This window comes from Erythrobacter sp. MTPC3, assembly GCF_042854385.1.
Classification (GTDB): Bacteria; Pseudomonadota; Alphaproteobacteria; order Sphingomonadales; family Sphingomonadaceae; genus Erythrobacter.
The window spans coordinates 160,659-175,057 of record NZ_BTGP01000003.1; the positions used below are offsets into that span (position 1 = coordinate 160,659).

14 protein-coding genes are annotated in these 14,399 nt (G+C 60.2%); 9 read left to right on the forward strand and 5 right to left on the reverse strand.

The window, feature by feature from the left end; all coding sequences use genetic code 11:
• The first annotated feature begins 78 nt into the window (after window positions 1-78).
• On the forward strand, window positions 79-1,302 hold the full coding sequence (locus ACGHU1_RS05435; RefSeq protein WP_390584291.1) for an aromatic ring-hydroxylating dioxygenase subunit alpha: 1,224 nt from the start codon (window positions 79-81) through the stop codon (window positions 1,300-1,302).
• An 83-nt stretch (window positions 1,303-1,385) separates the two neighbouring features.
• Here the strand turns inward: ACGHU1_RS05435 and ACGHU1_RS05440 are convergent, their stop codons facing one another.
• Complete coding sequence (locus ACGHU1_RS05440; RefSeq protein WP_390584293.1) at window positions 1,386-1,844, reverse strand: hypothetical protein; 459 nt, start codon at window positions 1,842-1,844, stop codon at window positions 1,386-1,388.
• Between the two features lie 145 nt (window positions 1,845-1,989).
• A complete protein-coding gene (locus ACGHU1_RS05445; protein ID WP_390584296.1) occupies window positions 1,990-2,937 on the reverse strand; it encodes an SDR family oxidoreductase in 948 nt (315 codons plus the stop codon).
• Between the two features lie 129 nt (window positions 2,938-3,066).
• On the opposite strand from ACGHU1_RS05445, the gene ACGHU1_RS05450 reads away from it, so the two are divergent.
• The 3 genes from ACGHU1_RS05450 to ACGHU1_RS05460 all read left to right on the forward strand — a co-directional run bounded on the left by ACGHU1_RS05450 (window position 3,067) and on the right by ACGHU1_RS05460 (window position 6,308).
• A complete protein-coding gene (locus tag ACGHU1_RS05450; RefSeq protein WP_390584298.1) occupies window positions 3,067-4,068 on the forward strand; it encodes an NADP-dependent oxidoreductase in 1,002 nt (333 codons plus the stop codon).
• Window positions 4,068-4,616, forward strand: a complete 549-nt coding sequence (locus tag ACGHU1_RS05455) for a nuclear transport factor 2 family protein (RefSeq protein WP_390584300.1) — start codon at window positions 4,068-4,070, stop codon at window positions 4,614-4,616. The genes ACGHU1_RS05450 and ACGHU1_RS05455 overlap by 1 nt, the downstream gene beginning before the upstream one ends.
• A gap of 99 nt (window positions 4,617-4,715) precedes the next feature.
• Window positions 4,716-6,308: a fatty acid--CoA ligase gene (locus tag ACGHU1_RS05460; protein WP_390584303.1), complete on the forward strand. Its 1,593-nt coding sequence runs from the start codon at window positions 4,716-4,718 to the stop codon at window positions 6,306-6,308.
• Window positions 6,309-6,362: 54 nt separating this feature from the next.
• On the opposite strand, the gene ACGHU1_RS05465 is transcribed toward ACGHU1_RS05460, so the two are convergent.
• On the reverse strand, window positions 6,363-7,982 hold the full coding sequence (locus ACGHU1_RS05465; RefSeq protein WP_390584306.1) for an FAD-dependent oxidoreductase: 1,620 nt from the start codon (window positions 7,980-7,982) through the stop codon (window positions 6,363-6,365).
• A 103-nt stretch (window positions 7,983-8,085) separates the two neighbouring features.
• On the opposite strand from ACGHU1_RS05465, the gene ACGHU1_RS05470 reads away from it, so the two are divergent.
• The gene (locus ACGHU1_RS05470; RefSeq protein ID WP_390584308.1) at window positions 8,086-8,862 is read left to right on the forward strand and encodes an SDR family NAD(P)-dependent oxidoreductase; all 777 of its coding nucleotides are present in this window, start codon (window positions 8,086-8,088) and stop codon (window positions 8,860-8,862) included.
• 42 nt (window positions 8,863-8,904) lie between these two features.
• On the opposite strand, the gene ACGHU1_RS05475 is transcribed toward ACGHU1_RS05470, so the two are convergent.
• The gene (locus tag ACGHU1_RS05475; protein WP_390584311.1) at window positions 8,905-9,717 is read right to left on the reverse strand and encodes an SDR family NAD(P)-dependent oxidoreductase; all 813 of its coding nucleotides are present in this window, start codon (window positions 9,715-9,717) and stop codon (window positions 8,905-8,907) included.
• 131 nt (window positions 9,718-9,848) lie between these two features.
• Here ACGHU1_RS05475 and ACGHU1_RS05480 point away from each other — a divergent pair, with 131 nt between their 5' ends.
• From ACGHU1_RS05480 to ACGHU1_RS05490, 3 genes are read left to right on the forward strand one after another with little or no spacing between them, the layout of a single operon-like run.
• Complete coding sequence (locus ACGHU1_RS05480) at window positions 9,849-10,268, forward strand: nuclear transport factor 2 family protein (protein ID WP_390584314.1); 420 nt, start codon at window positions 9,849-9,851, stop codon at window positions 10,266-10,268.
• A complete protein-coding gene (locus tag ACGHU1_RS05485) occupies window positions 10,268-10,609 on the forward strand; it encodes a putative quinol monooxygenase (RefSeq protein ID WP_390584317.1) in 342 nt (113 codons plus the stop codon). Before ACGHU1_RS05480 ends, ACGHU1_RS05485 begins: the two co-directional genes overlap by 1 nt.
• Before the next feature lie 29 nt (window positions 10,610-10,638).
• Complete coding sequence (locus ACGHU1_RS05490) at window positions 10,639-11,136, forward strand: molybdenum cofactor guanylyltransferase (protein ID WP_390584818.1); 498 nt, start codon at window positions 10,639-10,641, stop codon at window positions 11,134-11,136.
• Here ACGHU1_RS05490 and ACGHU1_RS05495 read toward each other — a convergent pair.
• The gene (locus tag ACGHU1_RS05495; RefSeq protein ID WP_390584319.1) at window positions 11,126-12,127 is read right to left on the reverse strand and encodes an NADP-dependent oxidoreductase; all 1,002 of its coding nucleotides are present in this window, start codon (window positions 12,125-12,127) and stop codon (window positions 11,126-11,128) included. The two genes, ACGHU1_RS05490 and ACGHU1_RS05495, sit on opposite strands and share 11 nt — an antisense overlap.
• A 119-nt stretch (window positions 12,128-12,246) precedes the next feature.
• Here ACGHU1_RS05495 and ACGHU1_RS05500 point away from each other — a divergent pair, with 119 nt between their 5' ends.
• Complete coding sequence (locus tag ACGHU1_RS05500; RefSeq protein ID WP_390584321.1) at window positions 12,247-14,385, forward strand: molybdopterin-dependent oxidoreductase; 2,139 nt, start codon at window positions 12,247-12,249, stop codon at window positions 14,383-14,385.
• The last annotated feature ends 14 nt before the right edge of the window (window positions 14,386-14,399 follow it).

Below are 14,399 nucleotides of genomic sequence, written 5' to 3' on the forward strand. Positions count from 1 at the left end.
CTCCCCCCAAAAACGTGCATTGTCGCCGCATGGCAACCGGGTGCATCCTGCGAACAAATCCGGGATTGGGAGTATAGAATGTCTCGCGAAGAATTGGTCGCAATGACCCGCAATCTTATCGAACACGGCGCGGCGGACACGATGGAATACGCCGATGAAGTCGTGCGCGTTCCAGCATCATCCTACACCGACCCTGACCTGTATGAGCAGGAAAGGCGCAATATCTTCCGCCGCCTGCCGCTGATGGTTGCGCCGTCATGCGAACTGCCTGAACCGGGCGATTACAAGGCGATGGACATATGCGGCATTCCGCTGCTGCTGACGCGCCAGCGCGATGGCAGCGTGGCTGCTTTTCTCAATATGTGCAGTCACAGGGGCAATCCGGTGGCCAGCGGCAGCGGCAATGCCAGCCGGTTCACCTGCGGGTATCACGGATGGACGTTTAAGAATGACGGCGCGCTGCTGGGCGTTGCCAGCGCCAAGGATTTCGGCACCGTGGACAAGGCCGCGCTGTGCCTCAAACGGTTCCCATCTTACGAAAGCGCTGGGCTGATCTGGGCGACACTCGATCTGGAATCCAAGCTACCGATCGCCGATTATCTCAGCGGATATGACGCGCTGTTATCGGCATTCGGGTTCGAGGGGTGGACCCTGTTCAGCCAGCGGACGATACCGGGGCCAAACTGGAAAACGGCCTATGACGGCTATCTTGATTTCTACCACCTGCCCGTACTGCACAAAGACACGTTCGGCGCGGACTTTTACAACCGCGCGAACTATTTCTTCTGGGGTCCGCATCAACGCCTTTCAGCGCCGTCCAAAATGGCAACGCGCGTTGGTTCGGATATAGAGGAAGACCTCTCTTTGCTGAGCGATGACGAGATACCCAACGATGCCCTGCTATCAGGTGTGTGGACGATTTTCCCGCATGTCTCGATCGCAAGCTTTTACGGCGGCGGTCAGCGCGGGGCGATGATCAGCCAATTGTTTCCGGGCGAGACTGTCGATGAAAGCTTCACCACGCAGTTTTATGTGATGGAAAACCAGCCGGAAACGGACGAGCAGGTCAAATCGGCGCATGAACAATTCGACTTCCTCGAAGTGGTGGTGCGCGATGAGGATTATTCGACCGGCAAACGCCAGCATCAGGCACTGCAATCCGGCATGTTGAAAGAGGTGCTGTTCGGCAAAAACGAACGCGGCGGGCAGGTCTTTCACCAATGGGTCGATAAACTGACCCACGCGAGCGACACCGAACTGCTCGATATCTTCACCCCGGAGCAGCGCGAAGCGGCGGAATAAAGCTTTGACGATGGCGCAGGACGACGCCTGGGGTGGCTACCGGGTTTTCATCGATAGGTCCGACAATCAAGTGGCAAGCGGACTCAGAGACGAGCGGTTGACGTGAGACCTTTTCTGTTTCCGAACTCCTTGCGCAGCGCGTCTTTCGGGGGGAGGCGCAGCAGAGCCTTCTCGGTTCCCGTAGCCTCTAGGCTATGCGCTTCCTCCCATAGTCTGTCGATTTCCTCGTAAGCGCAATTCACGTCGTACATAGAAAGCCAAAGCCTGCAGTACGGCGCAACATACTTCTTCTCTGCATCCATTGCCGCTTCAAGCGCAGATAAACTCTCGCGGAACCGCTTTCGCGCGCTTTCATGCCGATCTTCGCTGACCATCAAGATACCATCGAAAGCCATGAGATATGGCTCTGCGTCGTTGGTGAGACTAAGAGCCCTGTCAAGGCGATTTCTTGCCCTTTCAATCCGCCCCTGACTCTTGTGGTTAAAAGCGAGGAAGAGATTGAATAGATGTGCGAGCTCGCTGGCTAATGATCTTTTCGTCATGCTTCGACTATCGCTTGTGGCGACAAAATAGCAATGTCCGGCGGACGAGAAGTAGATAAGCTATACCCGCAATTGGGTCGTGAGCGGACAAGCTGCTATCTTGCACATCGTAAAGAACATGCCCGCCGATCCGAGGCGCAATCGGTTAACCGAACGCGGGCCTTGAATTGCTTTCGCCCCAATCCTGACGCTTAGTCCAGTCGCCAAGGTTCTCCAGTTCGCCCTCCAGCTCGGGGAAGCGTTCGTATACGTGGTCCATATCGACCTCGAACGGACGCGTGGGCGCTTCGTTGTTGTATTCGTAGAACGCCTGAATGCCCTTGGCGAAATCCTCGCGCATTTCCGGCGGCATGGTGTCACCCGCCGCTTCGACCAGATAGCGACCAAACTCTTCGGGAGTGCAGGGATCGTACGCAATATCCTTGCCCAGCGCATCCGACAGGTATTTCGTGACCTGTTTGCCAACCAGCCTTTCCGGCCCGCCGATATTGAGCCATGCGCCCTCCATATCGGGGCGTTCAAGACTGGCGAGCATAAATTTCGCCACGTCATCCAGACTGATCCAGTTTGCCTCCAATTGGGGGTTGTGCGGGTACACATAGCGCCCCTCATTCACGATGAATGGCCGCGCCCAGTTGGTCAGCAAGTTGTCCATGAACAGCACGCTGCCAAACACCGTCCCCGGCGCGCCTGATCGCCACAGAGCATTGATGCCTTTTGTATTCTCGCCGTAAGTGAACGGGTCGCCGGGGCGGTCCGGGATCCAGCTCGACGTGTTCCAGACGACACGTTTTACATCCAGGTCTGCCGCGACCTTGCCCAGTTCCCCGATGAGGACAGCCCGGTCTGCGCGGGCTTGAAGCGGGTGCGTGTAGAAAATGTAATCCGACCCTTCGAGTGCGGGTTTGAAACTGGCGCTGTCATACAGGTCCATCGGCCGGATTTCGACGCGGTCCACGCCGTCGATCTTTGACCCGCCAAAGGGATCTTCCTGCCGCGAAATCGCGCGCACATCGTATCCTGCGGCGAGCGCCTGCCTGACCTGCGCCATGCCTTGCCTGCCGGATGCGCCGATGACCGTGATGAGTGCCATTGTCTCTCTCCCTCGAATTCCTGCGGCAAGGGTAAGTTTGGCGCGCCCGCCGCGCACCGCGCCAAAGTGATAGCGACCTAGCAAAAGCGCAGCTTGCCCCGTGCGGTCTGCAAAGGGACAACGCTGTGCATGGATAACCAGTTCTGGCGTATCGAGCGCCGCCCCGATGGCACGGATTTTGGCAATGCGCTGGCGCTGGTCGATGCGCCGCTGCCCGATCTTGCCGAGGGTGAAATCCGCATTCGCAACGCGCTGATTTCGATGGATGCAGGCACGCGGCTGTGGCTGACCGACCGCGAAGATGGCTATCAGCCGCCGCTGCCCACCGGGGCGCCGATGACGGGTCTGGTGGTCGGACATGTGATCGCTTCGCGCGCGGATGGCTTTGCCGAAGGTGATCTGGTGCGCGCCTTTGGCGTGTGGGGCCGGATCAGCCAGGTCGATGCAGTGTTGAGCGGCGCGATCACGCTGGACCCGGCGGTTTCTGACAGGAAGGCGTGGTTCGGGCCGCTCGGCATGAATGGCTGGACCGCGCTTTGGGGGATCGAGCAGACCGCAGCGGCCCAGCCGGGCGAGCGGGTGATCGTGTCTGCCGCCGCCGGGGCGACGGGGATATTGGCGGTGCAGATCGCCAAACTGCTGGGGTGCGAGGCGTGGGGCATTGCAGGCGGCGCGGAAAAATGCGGTTACCTCACCGAAGAGATCGGCATCGTTGGCGCGGTCGATTACAAGGCTGACGACGTAGGATCGCAATTGGATGCGGCGGGCGGTTTCGATGTGTATTTTGACAATGTCGGCGGGCCGATGCTTGACGAGGTGCTGCTGCGCATGAACCATTATGGCCGCGTCGCGGTCTGCGGACTGCTCGCCGATTACAACACTGGCACGCGCACCGCCCCGCGCGAGTTTGACCAGATATTGATGCGCCGCCTGCGGGTCGAAGGGTTCTTCTCACCCGATTTCATGGATCAGGGCGAACGGCTGACAGCGCGGCTTAAAACATGGCTCGACCAAGGCAGCTTGAAAATGCCTTATGACGTGACGCACGGGCTTGAAAACACACTCAGTGCGTATGAAAAACTGTTTACCGGCGGCAATATCGGCAAGGTTATCGTGGAGCTTGAAACGTGATGACATCGGCCAAACTGTTTCTGGAAGACCGCGCCCAGATCATGGATGTAATCGCCGCCTACGCGCACGCAGTGGACCGGCGCCGATGGAATATGATGGACGCTCTGTTTCACGAAGATGCGCAGTTCCAGTTCGGACCCGTCGCGGGCGATTGGCGCGGCTTTGTCGAGCAGGCAAAATCCATTCTGGAGCCATGCCTCGCCACGCATCACCAGCTTGGCCAGACACAGTTTGCTTTTGAAAGCGCAGATCGATGCCTGACCGAAACATACATGACCGCGATGCACACTGTGCCGCCTGGTTATCCTGTTGCCGAGGTGTTTCCCGACAAGGGAGTGATTTATTCAGCGGTCATTGCGGGGCGGTATATCGACCGGTTTGAAAAGCGCGGCGGACGCTGGGCAATGACGCATCGGCGGGGAGTGTATGACTGGCGCGAATTTCGCGTGATCGAAGGGACCGACCTGTCCGAGCTTCCCGCTGGATCATGCGGCGCACACGATGCCAGCGACCCCGCTGTTCCCGTCGCAGCCCGCTTTGCCGGGTAATCTGGGGCGGTCCGGCGGCACTGGCGATGCGGCGATGCGGCAGGCCCGCTATGAATTATGCCAATGGCCCGCGCGCCTGTCTGGCGTAGCGTTGCGGGTATGGGAAATGAAACTGTGACCGCCGCCGCCTCTTTCTGCGATATCGTGCGCGAACATGCGCGCCTGCGCAGCGACACCTCCGCTTTCACATATGGCGATGAGGTGATGACCTTCGCCGAACTCAACGAAGGCAGCAACCGCGTTGCCAATGCCCTTACCGCGCTGGGCGTGACCAAGGGGGAGCGCGTCGCGTTCCTTGGCAAAAACCATCCGCTCTATTTCGAGGCGCTGCTGGGCGCGGCAAAGATCGGCGCGGTGATGACGCCGGTAAACTGGCGGCTTGCCGCGCCAGAAGTTGCCTACATCCTCGCCAATTGTCAGGCGCGCATCGTGTTCGTCGCGGAAGGGTTCTCCGAAATGCTGGACCGTGTGCGCACCGAAACGCCGCTGGTCGAACAGGTGATCGGGATCGACGCGCCCGACCATGCCGGAACCGATTACCGGACATGGCGCGACGGATTTCCTGCGAACCCCGTGCTGAACGATGTTCGATTGAAAGATGACGCGCTGCAGCTTTACACCTCGGGCACGACCGGTAGGCCGAAAGGCGCGGTCATGACGCACGGTTCAATCCTTTCCAGCCACAATGCCGGCGCGCCAGAGGGCAAAAAACGCAAATGGCAGGAACCGGTCGAAGGGGACGTGACCTTGCTCGCCATGCCGTGTTTTCACATCAGCGGGACAGGCACCGGGATCGGCACTATGATCGCTGGCACCAATGCGATTGTTTTGCCTGAATATGACCCGACCAAGGCGCTGGACCTGATCCAGAATTATAACATTTCGAAGATCTTTCTGGTGCCTGCCGCGATCCAGATCCTGCTGAACCAGCCCGGCGTGAGGGACACAGATTTCAGCCGGCTCAAATACATCACCTACGGCGCGTCGCCGATCCCGCTGGAGCTTATGCGGGAGGCGATGGACGTGCTGGGATGCGGGTTTGTGCAGATGTACGGCATGACCGAAACCAGCGGCACGATCACCGCGCTCGATCCTGAAGACCACGTGCCCGAAGGATCGCCGCGGATGCGCAGCGTTGGCACCGCGCTGCCCGGTGTCGAACTGAAAATCATTGATGAAGCGGGTGCGGAACTGCCCGCGGGCACTGTCGGCGAAATCGCAACCCGATCATCGAAAAATATGAGCCGGTATTGGAACAACCCCGAAGCGACCGCCGAAACGATCGACGCCGAAGGATGGCTGCGCACCGGCGATGCGGGTTATCTGGACGCGGACGGCTATCTCTTCATCCATGACCGGGTGAAAGACATGATTATATCCGGCGGCGAGAACATCTACCCTGCCGAGGTTGAGAACGCGCTTTATGCCCACCCGAGCGTCGCGGATGTCGCGGTGATCGGTATCCCGTCGGAGAAATGGGGCGAGGAAGTAAAGGCATGCGTCGTTGTGAAAGACGGCGAGACATTGAGCGAGGCGGACATGATCGCCCACGCGCGAGATCATATCGCCGGATACAAATGCCCCAAATCGGTCGATTTCATCGAGGCATTGCCGCGCAACCCTTCGGGTAAGATCCTGCGCCGCGAACTGCGCGGACCCTATTGGAAAGGAAAAGACCGCGCGGTAAACTGAGATGGCGCAGGCCAAGGCGATAACAGTCCGCGCGGCCGGTCCGAACAGCCTTGTTCAAGCGTTGGCGCGCGCCGCCGTTCGCCCCGCGATGTAACCATAGGTCAGCGCCGGTCCCAGCGTGCCCCCCGCCCCTGCATAAATCCCGCCGGTGGGGCAGGCGATCGCGTTGCCCGCACCGTAAAGACCGGCAATCGGCTCTCCATTGTGGCCCAGAATGCGCGCCTTGCCATCGGTGCGCGCGCCGCCATTCGTGCCGAGCAGGCCCATGCGAATCTCGACTGCGTAAAACGGCGCGCGCGCTATCTCTCCCAAAGTGACCGATGCGCCCTCGCGGCTGCGGTCTCCGTAAAAATGGTCATAGGTTGCGGTGCCGCGCTCAAAATCGGGGTCGCTGCCCGCCCGTGCATGAGCATTGAACCGCGCGGCTGTACCGGACAGACTGCCTACTGGCAGGCCAAGCTTGTCCGCCAGTTCATCAAGGGTTTCGGCGCGCACTACCCAGTCCGGCACGGGTTGGGGCGGCAAGCGCAGGCCAATAGGATAACGCTCGGCAAAGTTTTCGTCGAAAATCAGCCAGGCGGGCAGGTTTGGATAATCGTAGGTTTGCGGATCGAACTGGTGGAATGCACCCGCCAGCGCGGAATAATTGGCAGCTTCGTTGCAAAACCTTTGCCCGGCGCGATTGACCATCATAGAATGCGGAACGGTCCGTTCAATCAGCACCGGCAGCGCGCGCTCTTCGCCGCCGGGCCATGGCATATCCGGGATTACCAGCGTCGGCGCCCACCAGCCCTGCGTCATATTACCCAGTTTTGCCCCGCTTTGCATGGCCAGATCCAGCCCATCCCCGCGCGCGGTTGGCGGGCTGGCGGGCGCATCCATCGGTCCGCGCAGGAAAGTCTGGCGTTTGTCTTTATCCCATTCAAAACCGCCAGTCGTGATGATGACACCGCTGCCCGCGTGAAGTGTGAATGGCTCGCCGTCCCGTTTGCCCTCGATGCCGGTGATGCGACCGTCCTGTTTCAGCAGCCGTTTGGTTTCGACATTCAGCAGCGGCTCGATCCCGCGATCAAGGCACGCTTTCAGCAGCCGCGCGACCATCGCCTGCCCGAATCCGCGCTCGTTATTTGCCATCCGCCGCTGCATCTCTTCAGGTGGAACAATGCCGGTGCCGCCGCCCAGCGGGGTTTCGCGCAGCATCATAGGCTTTGGTTCTTCGATGGCGGTGATGCGCCCCGCCCACTCGCCCAGCTCACCGAGCGCAAACAGATCGTGATCCATCGCCCGCCCGCCTTCAGGTTTCGCTCCAGGCCGGTCGAGGTAATAGTCGGGATACCCTTCGAGCAGCGCGACTCTCAGCGCGCCGGCATCCTCCAGAAACGCCAGCGCCTCTGGCGCGGTGTCTACGAAAGCCTCCAGCGTTTCATCGACCAGATCGCCGTGATCGAGGCTGCGAAAATAGGCCAGCGCCTCTTCGCGGCTGTCCGCCATTCCTGCGGCGCGTTGGCGCGGATTGCCCGCTGCCCAGATCACTCCGCCCGATACAGCGCCGGTGCCGCCAACCCGGTCAAATCGTTCGACAAGCGCAACTTTCGCGCCTGATTCATGAGCGGCCAATGCCGCGCTCATACCCGCCGGGCCGCAGCCCAGAATGATCACATCTGTTTCGTTCATGGCCTGCATAGAGGCGCGCATCGCCGCCGCCCGCAATCCCTCATTTTGGCAAGGTGCGCGGCCAGCGGCGGGACGCTAGGCAGGGACACAAAGGAGAAATGCGATGAAACTCGAAGGCAAGGTAGCGGCGATAACCGGCGGAACAGCGGGGCTGGGGCGCGGAATTGCGGAGGCCTATCTGGCCGAGGGCGCAAAAGTTGCCCTGTTCGCGCGCAATCCGGAGAAAGGCGCGAAAGTGGTCGAAGAGATGGGCGGGAGCAATCACGCCGCCTTTTTCGCAGGGGACGTGATGAACCAGTCCGACGTCGAAGGCTTCATTGACAAAACGATCGAGACCTTCGGAAAGCTCGACATCCTCGTCAACAATGCGGGCGGTGCGGGAGATTTGCAGCCGATGGTGCAATTGTCTGATGAGGCGTTTGACGAGGCGATGAAGTGGAACGTCTATTCGACATTCTGGGCGACCCGGCGCGCGCTCAAACCGATGCTCGATCAGAAAGAGGGCCGGGTCATCAATATCTCTTCCATGGAAGGGAAACACGGGAAACCGATCTTCACCGCCTACACCGCAGCAAAGCACGCGGTGAACGGCTTGACCAAATCACTGGCACGCGAAGTCGGGGAGCAGGGAATTACCGTGAATGCGATCTGCCCAGGCCTCGTGGTTACCGACATCATCAAGAACAATGGACCCGCCACGGCAAAGGCAATGGGGATGGAGTTTGATGACATGATCACGATGTTCGCGCAGGAATCGGCAATCAAACGCCCCAACACCGTCGAGGAAATCGCCGCTGTCGCACTGCTGCTGGCCAGCAGGGAAGGTGCAGGGATTACCGGCGCAATGATCAGCGTCGATGGGGGGACAGCGCAGTTCTGATGGAAGGCAGGACACCAAGAGGCGGGCTGTGACCCGCCGTTTTCAGTTTTCCGCCTGCGCCGCCATTGCCGCGCCAACGGCTGCCTCGATATCCTTGGCCTGCGGGTTGCCGCGCAGAGTGACACCGCCATTGGGCTGGATGTGCTGTCCCGTCAGGAACGCCGCATCGCTGCACAGCCACGCGCAGGCCTCGGCCACGTCATCCGATGTATTGAGCCTGCCAAGCGGGTATTTGGGCAGAAACGCATCGACCAGTCCCGGCACCTGAAAACTGTCGGCGGTCATCGGGCTTTCGGTGAAGGCGGGCGATACGGTGTTCGCCTTGATACCGAGATGGCCGAAATCGTTCGCGACGCATTCAATCAGCGCCTCGGTCGCGCGCTTTGTGCCGATATAGGCGGCGTGATTGTTGATGAGCGCCCGGGTGGTTGCAGATGACAGTGTGATCAGCGATCCGCCGCTTGGGTCCTGATCGCCCATCACCTTTACAAACGCCTGCAAGAAATGGTGCACCCCTTTGAATTGCAGGTCAGTGATCTGGTCGAGCTGTTCTTCGGTGGTTTCGAGCAGGTTCGACAGCAGGCCCCAGCCAGTGCAATTGATCGCTGCATCGACGCGGCCCATATCCGCTGCCGCCTTGTCCGCCAGCGCGTGGACCTGTGCATGGCTGGTGATGTCGCACAGGGCATAGTGCCCGCCAATTTCCTTGGCGAGATCGGATAGAACGCTTTCATGGCGTCCTGACACCATCACCGCCGCGCCTTCTTTGGCAAAGAGCCGCGCGATCGTCTGGCCGATATTGTCCTTCGATGCCGCGCCAAGAACGACTGCGGTTTTGCCCTGCAACTGACCCATCGGAACCTCTCCTGATTGTGTTCGCAGGGACGATAGGCGTTCAGACGCGCGCGCACCCTTCCCAAAAGTGCCCATTGCCCCGCACGTCCGCTCGGCGGCAAAGCGGCATTCATACTCTTGGGGAGAAAGCCATGTTTAAAGGGCCGATGGAAGATCGCCTCGCGATCCGCGAACTGCACGAGGTTTACGGCGACGGCGTGGTCCGCTTCGATGCAGAAACGTGGGGGTCGGTCTGGGCCGATGATGCCAACTGGGACTTCATGGGGATGCAGTTGAAAGGGCGCGATGCTATCGTTGAGACTTGGCTGGGCGCGATGTCGAATTTCGATGCCGTCAGTTTCAGCTGCGTGCCAGCCTCGATCGTGGTCGATGGTGACACCGCCACATCTCGGGTGCAGACGCAGGAAGTGCTCAAAGGCAAAGACGGCTCCACCCGCATGATCGGGGGCCTCTACACCGACGATCTGGAGAAGCGCGGCGGCGAGTGGGTTTATACCAGGCGAGCCTTTGAAATTATCGCTGAATACAATCCCGCCGAGGAGAACGCCTGATGGCCAAGATCGTCATAGCCGCCCAGATCGACCTGCCAGCGGACAAGCGGGAAGAGGCGCTGAAGACCGCGCAACCTTTTATTGATGGCGCGCTGTCGCAGCCCGGCTGCCTGCACTATGACTGGAGCGCGGACCTCAACAATCCCAAACGCGTCAATGTGTTTGAGGAATGGACCAGTGAAGAGGCGCTCGCCAGCCATTTTGCCGACAAGCATTACGCCGGAATGCTGGGTCATCTCGGATCGTTCGGAATCGAAAACGCCGTTAGCAAGAAATACCGCGTCGATGCCGAGGGGCCGGTTTACAACGCCGAAGGGCAAGCGACAGAGGCGTTCGACTGACCGATAACGCGCCCCTTCTCGGAGCCATTCTGGCTGGCGGCAAGGCGCGCCGGTTCGGCAGTGACAAGGCGCATGTCCGCTACAATGGCTGGCGTCTCATTGATCTGGTTTCCGACCGGTTGGCGGTGCAATGCGATGCGCTGGTCGTATGCGGCCGCACGGAGCCTGATTTCGAATGCCTGCCGGATTTGCCCGAAGCAGGGCTGGGACCGCTCGGCGGGCTTAATGCCGCGCTCCAATATGCCAATGACAACAGGTTCAGCCATGTGCTGAGCGCCGGCGTGGATGCGCCCAACCTGCCTGCCAATCTGGCCGAGACGCTCTCCGGCGAAGGCGCCGCAATCGTGCGTAGCCAGCCAGTCGTCGGGTTATGGCCCGTCGCCCTCGCCGATGATCTCGCCGCATTCATCGCAGACGGAGGACGAGCGTTATACCGCTTTGCCGACCATGTTTCCGCGCGCCAGATCGCGTTCGACCCGCCGCTGCTGAATGTGAACCGGCCCGAAGACCTTCCGTCTAAAGCTTGAGCATCTGTTTGCCGCGGTTCTTGCCGACGAACAGCCGCTGGAGAGTTTCAGGCGCGTTTTCAAAACCTTCCTGAATGTCCTCCTGATACTTTAGCCTGCCATCGGTCACGAATCCTTCGAGCCGTTTGCGGATCGCGGGAAATTCCGCCGCCCAGTCGAGCACTATGAAGCCCGCCATGCTCGCTCGGCGGAAAATCAGATTGAAATAATTGCCCGGACCGGTCGGCATTCCGCCCGATTCGTAACGGCTGATGCCGCCGCAAATGACGACGCGCGCACTCGTCGCGATATTGGCAAGCATATCGTCGAGGATCGTGCCGCCGACATTGTCGTAAATGACATCGACCCCGCCGGGGCAGTGCTGTTTGATCTGCTGTTTGACGTCGCCCGCCTTGTAATCGATCGCCGCATCATAGCCTGCCTCTTTGACCAGCCATTCGCACTTGTCCGGCCCGCCAGCGATGCCAACCGCGCGGCATCCGGCGATCTTTGCCAACTGGCCGACAACACTGCCGGTCGCTCCGGCTGCGCCTGAGACAAGCACGGTGTCGCCAGCCACGGGCTTGCCCACCTTGAACAGGCCGCAATAGGCGGTGAGACCAGTCGTACCGAGCACAGACAGCACTGCGGTGGGCGACAGTTCGGTTTCGACCTTGGTCAACCCCTCGCCGTTATGGACGAGATATTCGGTCCAGCCGGTTGTGCCGAAAACAAAATCACCGACAGCAAATTTCCCGCCATTGCTTTCAATCACTTCGCAAATGCCGCTGCCGCGCATCACGTCGCCGATATTCATGGGCGCGACGTAATCCGCGATATTTTCCATCCAGCCTTTCTGCGCCGGATCAAAGCCCAGATACCGGGTCGCGAGAACCATCTCGCCCTCGGCAGGGGTGGGAAGCTGTGTTTCGACCAGTTTGAAATCACCATCCTCGATGCCGCGTCCGCGCGGATGTCCATTGAGCAGCCATTGCCGGGAAGTCGTGGTCATCGGGATCTCCTGAAAGTTGCCTGCCCCTAATGCGGGGCGCAGCCGCTGCGCTCTACGGACAAAAGTATCAGTCGAAGCTCTCAGCCCGTGTGGTAGTTTACCACGTAAGGAGACATGCGATGGGTGCCCAAACACACAAGACGTTCTGCCGTTTCTGCCATGCCAATTGCGCGATGCTGGTCGATGTCGAGGACGGCAAGGTTATCGAGGTCCGCGGCGATCCCGATGACCCCGCCTATGGCGGGTACACCTGCATGAAAGGCCGCGAGCTGCCGGATTCGCACAATGCCGCCCACCGTCTCCACCACAGTCTGGTGCGCGATCAGAACGGCGCTTTTCACGAAACGCCGATGGCTGATGCGCTGTCGCATGTGTCTGACGAGATCAAGCGCGTCATCGACGAACACGGGCCAAATTCGGTCGCCGTATTTATGGGTTCGGGCGGATATCAGAACAGCGCCGCTATGGCCGCATCGCTCAGCTTTGCGCAAGCGATTGGAACTCGCAATTTCTACACGTCCGTTACGCTGGACCAGCCGGCCAAGGTTTTCACCACCATGCGGTATGGCAAGTGGATGGGCGGTTCGAACACATTCAGCGAAAGCGATGTGGCGCTGTTTATCGGCAACAATCCGATCGTATCGCACTATTCACCGCCCGGCGGCGTTCCTCCGTTCAGCCCCTCACGCCGCATCCGTGACCGTCAGGCGGAAGGGATGAAGGTCATCGTCGCCGACCCGCGCGAAAGCGACGTGGCGCGGCTCGCCGATATCTACCTGCCGGTAAAGCCGGGCGAGGATCCCGCCCTGCTCGCCGGGATGCTCAACGTCATCATCGAAGAAAAACTGTATGACCGCAATTTCGTGTCGGTCCATGTCGATGGCTTCGATGAACTGGCGGCGGCGGTAAAGCCAATGACGCCCGATGTCGCAGCGGAGCGTGCCGGGGTCGAGAAAGATCAGCTCATCGCCGCCGCCCGCATGTTTGCAGGCGGATCGAAAGGCTGCGCTGTTACCGGCACTGGCCCGGAAATGGCCGGTAATGGCACCCTCACTGAATATCTCGTCGTCTGCCTCAACACGATCTGCGCCCGGTTCAAACAGGAGGGCGAGAAAGCCGCCATCCCCGGCGTCTTCACCACTCCGCAGGGGCCGCGCCGCGCGCAGGTAGCCCCGCCCGTGCCGCTGTTTGGCGCGGAAGGCATGGCGAAATCGCGGTTTCGCGGGCTTGGCCAGCTGGGTTTCGAAATGCCGTGCAACGTGCTCGCTGATGAAATTCTCACGCCGGGTGACGGGCAGGTGCGCGTGCTGATTTCGGTCGGCGGCAATCCGGTTGTCGGCTTTCCCGATCAGGTGAAGATGGCGCGCGCGCTCGATGATCTCGACCTCTTCGTGCAGATTGATCCTTGGATGAGCGCCAGTGCAAAACGCGCCGACGTTGTGCTTGCCCCATCGCAATGCCTTGAGCGCGAGGACATCACCAATCTGTCAGAATGGTGGCACGAGGAAGCGTATGCCCGCTATGTCGAGGCTGCCGCGACCCCGCCGGGCGATGTCATCGACGAATACGAAATGTTCTGGACGCTGGCCCGCAACCTGGGCGTGACGATGAACCTTGCCGGCGGGGCGCTGCCGATGGACCGCACGCCGAGCAAGGAAGAATTCCTCGACCTGATGACCGCAGGTTGCCTCGTCCCGCCGAGTCAGGTGCGCAAGGACGCGCAGGCCAATGGCGGCGCGGCGGTGGTTTATACGGATAAACATCCCGAAGTCGGACCGATCGAGGAAAGCGAATTTCACCGGTTCGACCTTGCCGAAGGGGGGATGCCCGGCGAAATTCTGCGCTATGCGGATAATCCGGCGCAGCGCGCAGGCTTTGATTTCAAACTGATCAGCCGCAGGTCGAAAACGCGGTTCAACTCCATCGGTCATCCGCTTAAAAAATTGCAGGAAAAGACCACAACCAACCCGGCCTACATCCACCCAGAGGACATCGCCGACCTTGGCCTGGAGGAAGGCGGCATTGTCGAAATCACCTCGCCGCATGCGACGATCCACGGCGTTGTGAAGGCCAGTGACAAGGTGCGCCGGGGCCTCGTTTCAATGGCCCATGCTTACGGCGATGTGGACGCTACAAAAGAGGACGTTCGAACGCGCGGTTCATCGACCAACAGGCTGACCAGCGAAGTCGTCGATTTCGACCCCATCACCGGCCAGAGCCTGCAAAGCGCGATCCCTGTCAAACTGGTCGCCGCCTGAACCTGCTCCTCGCA

Coding starts and splice junctions, on each gene's coding strand:
- ACGHU1_RS05435 (WP_390584291.1), top strand. CDS start 79: ATGTCTCGCGAAGAATTGGTCGCAATGACCCGCAATCTTATCGAACAC.
- ACGHU1_RS05485 (WP_390584317.1), top strand. CDS start 10,268: ATGGCCAAGATCGTCATAGCCGCCCAGATCGACCTGCCAGCGGACAAG.
- ACGHU1_RS05470 (WP_390584308.1), top strand. CDS start 8,086: ATGAAACTCGAAGGCAAGGTAGCGGCGATAACCGGCGGAACAGCGGGG.
- ACGHU1_RS05500 (WP_390584321.1), top strand. CDS start 12,247: ATGGGTGCCCAAACACACAAGACGTTCTGCCGTTTCTGCCATGCCAAT.
- ACGHU1_RS05445 (WP_390584296.1), bottom strand. CDS start 2,937: ATGGCACTCATCACGGTCATCGGCGCATCCGGCAGGCAAGGCATGGCG.
- ACGHU1_RS05440 (WP_390584293.1), bottom strand. CDS start 1,844: ATGACGAAAAGATCATTAGCCAGCGAGCTCGCACATCTATTCAATCTC.
- ACGHU1_RS05480 (WP_390584314.1), top strand. CDS start 9,849: ATGTTTAAAGGGCCGATGGAAGATCGCCTCGCGATCCGCGAACTGCAC.
- ACGHU1_RS05455 (WP_390584300.1), top strand. CDS start 4,068: ATGACATCGGCCAAACTGTTTCTGGAAGACCGCGCCCAGATCATGGAT.
- ACGHU1_RS05465 (WP_390584306.1), bottom strand. CDS start 7,982: ATGAACGAAACAGATGTGATCATTCTGGGCTGCGGCCCGGCGGGTATG.
- ACGHU1_RS05460 (WP_390584303.1), top strand. CDS start 4,716: ATGGGAAATGAAACTGTGACCGCCGCCGCCTCTTTCTGCGATATCGTG.
- ACGHU1_RS05495 (WP_390584319.1), bottom strand. CDS start 12,127: ATGACCACGACTTCCCGGCAATGGCTGCTCAATGGACATCCGCGCGGA.
- ACGHU1_RS05450 (WP_390584298.1), top strand. CDS start 3,067: ATGGATAACCAGTTCTGGCGTATCGAGCGCCGCCCCGATGGCACGGAT.
- ACGHU1_RS05475 (WP_390584311.1), bottom strand. CDS start 9,717: ATGGGTCAGTTGCAGGGCAAAACCGCAGTCGTTCTTGGCGCGGCATCG.